This window comes from Actinomycetota bacterium (genome assembly GCA_005774595.1).
In the GTDB taxonomy this organism is placed as follows: Bacteria; Actinomycetota; Coriobacteriia; order Anaerosomatales; family D1FN1-002; genus D1FN1-002.
Genome location: VAUM01000401.1, coordinates 1 through 1,532, shown reverse-complemented (window position 1 = coordinate 1,532; position 1,532 = coordinate 1). Strand labels below are relative to the sequence as shown.

Genomic DNA, 1,532 nt, shown 5'->3' with positions numbered 1-1,532 from the left:
GGTGGCGAGGCCGAATCCAAGGATGATGCGCCGGAGCATGCTCCCCCTCAGGACGACGCGACACTCACTAACGTCTGGCAGTTGAGCGGCGAGCGAAGTGAGCCCGCTCGAACTGCTTGTTGGACGCATCCGCGCCTGGGGGGATTGTCCGCCCTGTTGACGGCTGCGTGCGACACTACGGCTTCCACATCATCGGAGGGGTTGGCCCCGCGCGGCCGATCGCAATCCCCTCAATGGGGGAGCGCGTGACCGTTCCGGTCAGGCTCCTCCATTGGAACGCCACAGGGCGTCCGTCCTTGTCGGTCAAGAAGTACATCTCACCGTGTCCCACTCCGCCACTGGAGTCCTTGCTGCGGGTGTCGTTGTCGTGGGCGGAGATGGCCGAGTCGATCAAGGGGACTCTGTACTGCGTCATTCCGTCGCGCGTGCCCAAGCGCTCCGGCGAATCAGCGATGATCATGACGTGTCCTGTGTCCGGTTTGTCCGCGCTCGATTTCCACTTGTAGGCGATGACATCGCCGGGCATCGCGTGATCCAGCCGATAGACTTGGCGCCACGTCGCGTCAGGGATGGCATCGAACACCTTGATACGGCCGATGCGCTCTCGCACCTTGATGTCCTGCTGAGCGGCGAAGTACTCGTAGTAGTCCCAGGCGCGCGGCCTGGCCTCCTCGGGGTGGGCGGAGCGGGCGTGGTCGATGACGGGCGCGAGGTTGTCGGCGGCTACTCGGCCGAGGACGTAGTCCACCAAGCCCGAGCAGTCGCACAGGTAGACGCCTCTCGTTTCGTCGAAGGTCATCGGGCTGTGCGTGTAGCTCGTCTCCTTGGTGTTGCGCACGATGCGGTCCGCTTCGTCGTAGATCGCGAGCGTCCGGAACTCCCCGATAGCGGTCGTGGTCGAAGACGCGAGCCCTGGCGCGGTGCCGTCCGCGGCGGTCCCGTCTATCAGCAGCTCGGGATTGACCAGATCGCCCGTGGGCAGCGTCTGACCGGGTAGCGCGGAGACGATGAAGCGCAGGGTGTCGCCCTCCAGCACCGGGCCTGACAGCTCGATCGCAGTCCCCTTGCGACCCCCGTCCACCTCCCAAGCGAGCGCGGCGTTGGGCTCGCTGTCGGCGAAGTACCCGTCCCAGGCGGCGACCAGTTCATCGACGCTGATCTCGCGGGCCTTGCGCGTCGGCCGGTCGCTGAACTCCAGGCAGACGGCGTGCACTGGTGAGAACTCGAGCGTGGCCCCGTTGAGGCTCCCCGCCTGAGCGCTGACGCCGATGAGCCAGGTCACCTGATCGGTGCGGGTGTCTGTCGTAGCGCTGGGCGGCCGGCCGCACCCGGACGGGACCGCGAGAATCGCCAGCGCTGACACTACTGCCAGCGCAGAGGTGATCCCGCGACGTGCGGCACCATTCTTGAGTCTCACGGCGTCCTCCCGGAGTCCACGCGAACATGGCTGGGCCATGCCAGCGCGACCCTTGCGTCCAACGTTTCTGCGCATCACCGGCGGCACGCCGGTTCCTCGCCTGCGATTCGAGTCT

1 protein-coding gene is annotated in these 1,532 nt (G+C 66.3%); it reads right to left on the bottom strand.

The window, feature by feature from the left end:
- Positions 1–175 precede the first annotated feature (175 nt).
- Positions 176–1,504 carry a hypothetical protein gene (locus FDZ70_10495; protein ID TLM66452.1) on the bottom strand — a complete coding sequence of 443 codons (1,329 nt, stop codon included), beginning with the start codon at positions 1,502–1,504 and terminating at the stop codon, positions 176–178.
- Positions 1,505–1,532: the final 28 nt, after the last annotated feature.